The 623-nt window shown below is 44.1% G+C and carries 1 protein-coding gene and 1 pseudogene; both read left to right on the forward strand.

Annotated features, from left to right (window positions below; translation table 11 throughout):
- A partial coding sequence (locus tag ACWHAR_RS28875; protein ID WP_452088674.1) for a hypothetical protein occupies positions 1-242 on the forward strand: 242 nt, incomplete at its 5' end.
- Between the two features lie 129 nt (positions 243-371).
- Positions 372-623: pseudogene (locus ACWHAR_RS28880) on the forward strand (esterase); the annotation flags it as partial.

Raw genomic sequence — 623 nt, forward strand, 5'->3', positions numbered from 1 at the left:
TACATATTCCTGTGTTTGAATTAAAACTATCAGCTCAAACCTGTGACATTCATTTACGGTTTGAAGACGTTAGTGCATCAAAGCTGGATGATCTTGAATCCATCGATTCTGTTGCATTGGAGATTGTACCGACTGACGATCAATGGGAAAGACTCCGTTATTATGTGTATGACGAAGAAAACCAAATAAGCTTCTATTGCGGAGGTTGGGATGTGATCAAGTGTGACAAGAAGTCACACTAATTTTCCCCTTCTTGAGACTCTCCCCTCATTTTTATTCCTCAACGCCATTTTTTTCTCCCTTCAGTCATCATAAAGAAACAATCACCGAGTATGCATTAATGTATGCGTTTTCATAGAGGGGGAGTCTTGATGAAAAAATGGATGGCAGCGGTTTTTGTGATGATGCTGATGCTGTGTTTTGGCGGGATTGAGAATGTGAAGGCGGCGGAGCCGAAGGTGTATCAGTTTGACTTTGGAAGCGGTTCGATGGAGCCTGGTTATATTGGTGTCAGGGCGTCTGATCGGTATGACCGGTCAAAGGGCTACGGTTTTCAAACACCGGAGAATATGAGGGATGTGGCGGCATCCGGGACTGGTGTGAAGAGTGATGCGGTTCAGTTT

It is taken from the genome of Bacillus sp. LR--39, from assembly GCF_053613335.1.